The organism is Mycobacterium sp. E3251 (assembly GCF_001666835.1).
Classification (GTDB): Bacteria; Actinomycetota; Actinomycetes; order Mycobacteriales; family Mycobacteriaceae; genus Mycobacterium.
The window spans coordinates 94,705-102,392 of the sequence record NZ_LZJF01000197.1 but is presented as its reverse complement, the minus strand read 5'-3'; the positions used below and the strand labels follow the sequence as shown (position 1 = coordinate 102,392).

General features: G+C 64.7%; 7 protein-coding genes. 4 read left to right on the top strand and 3 right to left on the bottom strand.

Annotated features, from left to right (window positions below; translation table 11 throughout):
- The coding region (locus A5697_RS25560; protein WP_068012541.1) for a TetR/AcrR family transcriptional regulator at nucleotides 1-428 on the bottom strand (428 nt) is incomplete at its 3' end.
- A 145-nt stretch (nucleotides 429-573) separates the two neighbouring features.
- Between A5697_RS25560 and A5697_RS25555 the strand changes: the two genes are divergently transcribed.
- On the top strand, nucleotides 574-1,809 hold the full coding sequence (locus tag A5697_RS25555) for an amidohydrolase family protein (protein WP_068012540.1): 1,236 nt from the start codon (nucleotides 574-576) through the stop codon (nucleotides 1,807-1,809).
- 132 nt (nucleotides 1,810-1,941) lie between these two features.
- Here the strand turns inward: A5697_RS25555 and A5697_RS25550 are convergent, their stop codons facing one another.
- Both A5697_RS25550 and A5697_RS25545 read right to left on the bottom strand, forming a co-directional pair.
- The gene (locus A5697_RS25550) at nucleotides 1,942-2,244 is read right to left on the bottom strand and encodes a hypothetical protein (RefSeq protein ID WP_068012538.1); all 303 of its coding nucleotides are present in this window, start codon (nucleotides 2,242-2,244) and stop codon (nucleotides 1,942-1,944) included.
- Nucleotides 2,245-2,271: 27 nt separating this feature from the next.
- On the bottom strand, nucleotides 2,272-3,747 hold the full coding sequence (locus tag A5697_RS25545; protein ID WP_068012560.1) for a class I adenylate-forming enzyme family protein: 1,476 nt from the start codon (nucleotides 3,745-3,747) through the stop codon (nucleotides 2,272-2,274).
- A gap of 107 nt (nucleotides 3,748-3,854) precedes the next feature.
- Here A5697_RS25545 and A5697_RS25540 point away from each other — a divergent pair, with 107 nt between their 5' ends.
- From A5697_RS25540 to A5697_RS25530, 3 genes are read left to right on the top strand one after another with little or no spacing between them, the layout of a single operon-like run.
- Complete coding sequence (locus A5697_RS25540; protein ID WP_068012536.1) at nucleotides 3,855-5,009, top strand: thiolase family protein; 1,155 nt, start codon at nucleotides 3,855-3,857, stop codon at nucleotides 5,007-5,009.
- Nucleotides 5,010-5,061: 52 nt separating this feature from the next.
- A complete protein-coding gene (locus tag A5697_RS25535) occupies nucleotides 5,062-6,555 on the top strand; it encodes a class I adenylate-forming enzyme family protein (protein ID WP_068012534.1) in 1,494 nt (497 codons plus the stop codon).
- Nucleotides 6,552-7,688, top strand: a complete 1,137-nt coding sequence (locus A5697_RS25530; RefSeq protein ID WP_068012533.1) for an acyl-CoA dehydrogenase family protein — start codon at nucleotides 6,552-6,554, stop codon at nucleotides 7,686-7,688. Before A5697_RS25535 ends, A5697_RS25530 begins: the two co-directional genes overlap by 4 nt.

Below are 7,688 nucleotides of genomic sequence, written 5' to 3'. Positions count from 1 at the left end.
TTCCACGCTGCCCGCGTCATCATGTGGTTACGCGAGCGGCGGAACTCCTCATCGTCGGGAGCCGTGTGTGCCGCGGCAGTGACGAACGCGCCGTGGCGGTCCATGTAGTCGAAATACTCACCGACCCAACGGCGCACGGCATCAGGATCCGGTGACTGCATCGCCGCGGCACAGTCGGCGATCACCGCGAGCACATCGTGATACGCGGTCTTGCCGAGCACATTGAATATCTCGCGCTTGTCCTTGAAGTACGTGTAGAAACCCGCGCGTGAGATCCCGCACGCTTCGGTGATCGCGTTGATCGGCGTGCCCCGGAAGCCACGCTCCAGGAACAACCGCCTGCTGGCGTCGAGGATCGCCAAGCGTGTGCGTTCGCCACGACTCATGTCGAGCAGGTCCACGGCGCGGGCACCTTCGGAGACGGTCATGTTCGCAACTTACATGACAGTTGCGTCGGATACTAATTAATGCGCTTGAAAAGACAATACTCATCGTTCTGGGTAGAAACTTGACACTTTCGTCAAGTTGCGGAAAGCTCGGATACGAGCCCAACGAGAATGGAGGCGCGGCCCGATGACGCAGTTCACCGATGCACCGATCTTCGATGCCGACCAGCACATGTATGAGACGCCCGACGCACTGCTCAAGTACCTGCCGGAGCAGTACAAGTCGAAGGTGCAGTTCGTCCAGATCGGCAAGCACGCCCGGATTGCGATCCTGAACAAGATCACGGACTACATGCCCAACCCCACGTTTGAGCGGGTCGCCGCTCCCGGCGCGCACGAGAAGTTCTACTCCGGCCAGAACCCAGAGGGCTTGACAATGCGGGAAATGTCGGGGCGAGGCATCGACTGTCCGCCCGCAGCGCGCAACCCGGAGGACCGGATCGAAGAACTCGACCGCCAAGGCGTCGACGCGTGCCTGAATTACCCCACGCTGGCCAACCTGGTCGAGCATTCCTCGGCCGAGGATCCCGAGTTGACCGCGGCCATCATCCACGCCTTGAACCAGTGGATGCTCGAACACTGGGGCTTCACCCACGCCGACCGCATCTACTCCACGCCGGTCATCAACCTCGGCCTCGTCGACGAAGGGCGCCGCGAACTCGAGTTCATCCTCGACAACGGCGCCAAGGTCGCTCTGATCAAGCCTGCACCGGTCAAGGGTTACAAGGGTTGGCGCTCCCCCGCGCTGCCGGAGTTCGACCCGTTCTGGCGTGATGTCGAGTCCGCAGGCCTTCCTATCGTTCTGCATGCGAGCCAGCCGCCCTTGCAGGAGTACATCGAGAAGTGGGAGCCTGCCGACACCAGCAACGCCTTCGAGATGTCGGCGTTCAAGTGGACCGCGCTCGGCCACCGCGAGATCGCCGACATGCTGACCAGCTTGATCTGCCACGGCACGCTGTCCCGCTTCCCGAAGCTGCGCATCGCCAGCGTCGAGAACGGAAGTTCTTGGATCAAGCCACTTTTCGATGATTTGCAGTCCACGTATGGCAAGATGCCGCAGAACTTCCCAGAACACCCGCACGACGTGTTCCGCCGCAATATCTGGGTCAGCCCGTTCTGGGAGGGCTCGGTTGCAGACGTGGTCCAGACGGTGGGTTGGGACAAGGTGTTGTTCGGCTCGGACTGGCCACACCCCGAGGGCCTGGAGACGCCGCGCGGCTACTTCAAGTACGCCGAGGGCATGGACCGGCGACGCACGTATGACTTCATGGGAGACAACGCCCGTCGGTTCATGGGCCTGCCGATTGCCAATCCCGATCCCGATGCCGTCAAGCCGCCGGTGTTGGAGACCGCGAGCGCTTGACCCATCGGGCAGTGTCGTTCGCTGACGCCGAGTGTGAACTACTGCGAAATTCGGACAAGTCTTCGCAGTACGTTCACACTCGGCGCGGCCAAATTTGCTTGCTGGGAGAGTTAGTCCGCACGGCGCGATTGATCAGTCGCTGGCGGGCAGCGGTTTTGCCTCTTTGAGCGCCAGCGGGGTGTTGCCGACACTCAGTGCTCCAAGTCCAGACTTGGTCACCAGTACTTCGGCGCCGGCGTTGTCGACGTAGCGCTTGCCCATCGTGCTGCCACCGGCGAAAGCCGGGTCCAGGTCGGCGTGGGGTGACTTCTCGGCCTCGAGGGGCACCATCGGCTCTCCCCCGCACCGCAAGTCATCCAAACTGTCGGCGGACCGCACGACGATGACCTGCGTATCACATACCTGGCTCTGCAGCCGCGCCCCGTTCTTGATCATGTTCAACTCCTTGACTTTCGTTGCTCGCTAATGCAGTCCGGCCGTAGTTTGCAGAGTTTCAACGATTGCGCGGCGGAGCACCTTGCCCGTCACGGTTGTCGGCAAGTGATCGCGGAACACTATGCGGTCAGGGGTGCGTGAGCCCCGAAGTGTTTTGCGAACGAACTCGCGCAGTTCTTCGACCTCCGGCTCGGCGCCCGGCTCGGGTACCACGATCGCGACTATGATCTGCCCCCACTGCGGGTCGTCGACACCGACCACGACCACCTCGTGGACGTCGGGATGCTCGACAAGCACGTCCTCCACCTCCGCAGGGGCGATGTTCTCGCCACCGCGAATGATCGTGTCGTCGGCTCGGCCACCGATGAACAGGTAGCCGTCCTCATCGAGCATCGCGGTGTCCCTGGTGGGAAACCAGCCGTCGGCGTCGAGCACCGAACCGATTCCGGTGTATCGGCCTGATACCTGGGGCCCCCGCACGAACAGCTCACCCATCTGCCCGGGCGGGAGCACCACGCCGTTCTCGTCACGGATCTGGACCTCAATCCCTGGCACCGGCCTGCCGACCGAGCCCAGCCGTCGCGCCACGGACTCCTCGGTTGCGCCGTGCGCCGTGCGGTGGTCCTCCGGGGTGAGAACAGCGATGGTAGAGCTCGTTTCGGTGAGCCCGTACGCGTTGACGAGGCCCACGTGAGGCAGCTGTTCAATCGTCCTGCGGACCAAGGGTAGAGCCACTTTCGAGCCGCCGTACGCCAGAGTGCGCAGCGTTGGGAGATCAGTGGGGCTGGCCTCCAACGCGGTGATGATGCGGTCGAGCATCGTGGGCACCACCGTCGCTGTGGTCACGCGCTCGTCGCGGACCAATTGCGCCCACTCCCGCGGACCGAACTTGCACAGGTAGACGATCCGTCGGCCTGCATAGAGATTCGAGAGCGCCGCACCAACGCCTGCGACGTGATAGGGCGGCACGCACACCAGCGCCGCATCGTCGGCGTCGGCGGACCCGAATTCGACTGTCCCCGTGACGTAACCGGTCAGATTATTGTGCGTCAGCTCCACTGCCTTCGGCAGAGAAGTCGTCCCTGACGTGAACAACACGATGGCCACATCATCGGGTTCGGCGAACTCCTCGACCGGTTCGCCGGCACGAGCGGCTTCCGTGAACTCCTCGGACGTCATCACGCGCTTGCCCTTGCCTGCTACCAGTTCCACGTACTCGGGGTCCGCGACGACCAGCGGCGCAGGCAGGCGCTCGATCAACTGTTGCAAACCCTCCGCACTCAGACGGTAGTTCAATGGTGTGAACGGAATTGCGGCCCGCGCGGACGAGAAGATCAGCAACGGCAGCAGGACCCCGCCGGTGCCGACATAGGCCACGTGCTGAACACCGGAAGCGCAGATCACGCCGGCGCCCCCACTGGCAAGCTGGTTCAACTCCGACGTGGTGAGCCGTATGCCACGGTCGACCACGGCAAGGCGGTCGGGATCGCTGGAGACGGCCATCTCCAGCAGCAGTGCAACGCTCAATACCCTACCCTCCTTGAATCCGATATATAGTTATAGACTTAGTGTCTGCCGGAGTCCAACCAGCCACCCGCCGAAGGAGCACCATGAGCAGCACGCCAGACATCGCGATCATCGGCGTTGGGCTCCATCCATTCGGGCGTTACGAGGACCGATCCGCGCTGGAGATGGGTGCTGTCGCGATCGGACATGCGCTTCGCGATGCGGGTGTGGAGTGGTCGGATGTCGGCAGCCTGTACGCCGGCAGCCTCGAAGTCGCCAATCCCGAGGCGGTCACCGGACTGGTCGGAATGACCGGGTTGCCTGCGCGCGCGACCCTGAGCGGCTGTGCCACGGGCAACTCTCTGCTCACCCTGGCCGCGCGTGACGTCCAACTCGGCGAAGCCGAGATCGCCGTCGGTGTCGGTCTCGACAAACATCCGCGCGGCGCCTTCGGAGCCGATCCCGCCGTCGCCGGACTGCCGCAGTGGTACGGCGACCAAGGCATGTTCCTGACCACCCACTACTTCAGCACAAAGATCATGCGTTACATGCATGACCACGGCATCAGCGAACAGACCCTGGCACGCGTCTCTGCCAAGAATTTGGCGAACGGCGCGATTGCGCCGCATGCGTGGCGGCGGAAAGCCATGAGCCCGGAAGCGATACTGGCCTCGCCGGTCGTCAACGCTCCGCTGCGCCAATACATGTACTGCAATCCCAACGAGGGCGCAGCGGCCGTCGTGGTTTGCCGTGCCGACGTTGCCAAGCGCTACACCGACACTCCCATTTATCTACGTTCCACGGCGCTTCGCAGTCGTCGCGAAGGCGCCTACGAACTGCTGCGCACCTCGATCGAACTTCCTGTCGTGCCGGGCACCACCGCGGAAGCGGCGAAGGCCGCCTACGAACAGGCCGGCATCGGCCCGGAGGACATCGACGTCGCGCAGCTGCAGGACACCGACTCGGGCTCCGAGATCATTCACATGGCCGAAACCGGGCTCTGCAAGGACGGCGAGCAAGAGGCGCTGATGTACGACGGTGCCACAGAGATCGGTGGCCGCTTGCCGATCAACACCGACGGCGGTCTGCTGGCCAACGGAGAACCGGTGGGCGCCTCCGGGCTCCGGCAGGTATACGAACTGGTCCATCAGTTGCGGGGAACCGCCGGCGAGCGCCAGGTGCCCAACGATCCGCGCGTCGCGCTGGCTCAGCTCTACGGATCCCCGGGCACCGCCGCGGTCGCCATCCTGTCGAGATGAGCGCACCTGCGGACGATCGCGCGCGAGGAGCGAATCGGCAAAAGGCCGGGCAGTGACGGGTGACACCATCGCGGGGCTGCTCGACGAATGTGCGAGTGCCCGACCAAACCAGCCGTTGCTGCGGGAGGAATCGGGAGCGACGCTCACTGTCGCGGATGTGGCGTCGCTCTCCGCGGCGGGCACCCGCTGGCTCGCACGGGCGGGTGTCCGACCCGAGATGACGGTGGCGTGGCAATTACCGTCGTACACCTACGCGGCGGTCCTGATGCTCGCGCTGGCTCGAACCCAGGTGACGCAGGCGCCCGTCCTCCACCTGTATCGGCAGCGCGAGGTACGCGCCGCCCACGATGTCGCGAATGCCGACATCTTGGTCGTCGACGGAACGACCGCAGCCAACGCCCCGCCCGACGTTCCCGTCGTCAGGTTGCCCGACGACTTCCTCAATGTGCTGCGCGACATGCCCGAAGGTCTGGACCCCATGCTCGTCGGCACGCGCTCAGCCGACGACGCCAGGTGGATCTACTTCACCTCCGGCTCGACCGGCCGCCCCAAGGGCGTCACGCACACGGACACCACACTGTTGGCGTCGGCACGTGGCTTTGCAGCGCACCTCGGCCTTGGCGAGCACGAAAACGAAATCGGGACGATCGCGTTTCCGATAGCCCATGTCGGCGGAATCCTCTATGTCGCAGCCGGTTTGATCGGGGCGTTCTCGGCGCTCATGCTGCCCAAGGTCGATGCCGCCCAGCTCCCTGGCATCCTGGCGGCCCACCGGGTCACGGTGTCCGGTTCCAGCACCGCCTTCTATCAGATGCTGCTGTCGGAGCAGCTCGCATCCGGCAGCGACGAGCCTCTGATTCCGTCGCTGCGGATGTTGATCGGCGGCGGCGCGCCCTGCCCGCCCGAGCTGCACCGAAAGGTGCGGCGGCACATGGGGGTACCGATCCTGCACGCCTACGGCATGACCGAGGCGCCGATGATTTGCGTCAGCGAGGCCACCGATACCGAGGAGCAGCAGTCCAATACCTCCGGTCGGCCGATTCCCGGGGCCGACATTCGGATCGGCGGGACCGGTGAGATCGAGTTGCGCGGCGCCAATGTGACACCGGGCTATATCGATGCCGAGCAGTGGTCACGTGCGGTGACACCGGACGGCTGGTTCCGCACCGGCGACCGGGGCCACCTGCGCCCCGACGGACGTGTCGTGATCACCGGCCGAATCAAAGACCTGATTATCCGTAAGGGTGAGAACATCTCCCCCGACGAGATTGAAAACGAACTGCTTGCGCACCCGCTCATCGACGCGGTCGCGGTGGTGGGCCAGCCCGATGAACTGCGCGGGGAAGCGGTCTGCGCGGTCGTCCGACGCTCGCCCGGCCAACCCGACCTCACCCTCGACCAGCTGTGCGCCTTTCTGGACCAACGCGGCCTGATGAAACAGAAGTGGCCCGAGCGCCTGGTCATCGTCGACGAGTTTCCGCTCACAGGACTGGGCAAGATCGCGAAATCCGAGCTAGCCCAACAGATCGCAGGAGGAAGTCGATGACGGAGTTGGACGTCGACGAACGTCAACAGCTCGCGTATTCCGTTCGCTCCGCCTGTGAGCGACTGGCACCCGAAGACCGAGTACGCGCGGTGGCATACGACGGTGAAACCAACGAGCGCGGCATCGACACCGAATTGTGGAAGGTGCTCTGCAATCAGGTGGGCGTGACCGCGATCGCGCTGCCGGATCACCTCGGCGGTGCCGGCTTCGGCGCGAAGGCTTTGGGAGTGGTCGCCCACGAGTTGGGCCGGGCGCTGGCGCCCGTGCCGTTCCTCGCGTCGGCGGTACTCGCCACCGGACTGTTGATTGAACTGCGAGCACAAGATCCGAACTCAGAAGATCGACTGGCGGAGCTGGTTGAGGGTAACCGCACCGCTGCAGCGGTGCTCACCGGCGACGGCGGGCTGTGGCGGCGTGGCGCCGTCACTCTCAACGCCGAGCCCACCGCCAACGGCTGGAGCGTCACCGGGGTGGCGCGGCACGTGCTGAACGGCCATGCCGCAGATGATTTGGTGGTCGCCGCGATCGCCGACGGGCAACCTGCGTTGTTCGTCGTCGACGCCACCGCCTGCGGCGTCAGCGCCGAGCGCGAGCGCGTGCTCGACGGCACCCGTCCGATGGCGACGCTAGCCTTCACCGGCTCACCGGCGGTGCGACTGTCCTGCAGCGATCCCGTCGATGATGTCGTAGGGCGCGCGGTCGACCTCGCCATGGCGGTGCTGAGCGCCGAGCAGGTCGGTGCCTGCGAGCGCGTGCTCCAGATCTCGACCGAATACGCCCGCACACGTGTGCAATTCAATCGGCCGATCGGCAGCTTCCAGGCAATCAAACACAAGTGCGCGGACATGCTCATCGACCTCGAGTGGGCGCGCTCGGCTTCTCAGGCGGCGTTGCAGGCCGCGGACGGCGACATGCCGGGCGAGCTGGGCTGGCGTGCGAGCATGGCAAAAGCGGTGTGTTCGGAAGCCCTGCGCAGAATGGCGAACGCCAACGTGCAGATCCACGGCGGCATCGGCTTCACATGGGAGGACTCCGCACACCTGTTTGTCCGCCGGGCCTGCACCGATGAGGTGCTGTTCGGCCGGCCCGACGACCACTGGGACCGACTGGCCGTCGAAGCAAAGATTCTGTGA

Coding starts and splice junctions, on each gene's coding strand:
- A5697_RS25555 (WP_068012540.1), top strand. CDS start 574: ATGACGCAGTTCACCGATGCACCGATCTTCGATGCCGACCAGCACATG.
- A5697_RS25550 (WP_068012538.1), bottom strand. CDS start 2,244: ATGATCAAGAACGGGGCGCGGCTGCAGAGCCAGGTATGTGATACGCAG.
- A5697_RS25545 (WP_068012560.1), bottom strand. CDS start 3,747: ATGGCCGTCTCCAGCGATCCCGACCGCCTTGCCGTGGTCGACCGTGGC.
- A5697_RS25540 (WP_068012536.1), top strand. CDS start 3,855: ATGAGCAGCACGCCAGACATCGCGATCATCGGCGTTGGGCTCCATCCA.
- A5697_RS25530 (WP_068012533.1), top strand. CDS start 6,552: ATGACGGAGTTGGACGTCGACGAACGTCAACAGCTCGCGTATTCCGTT.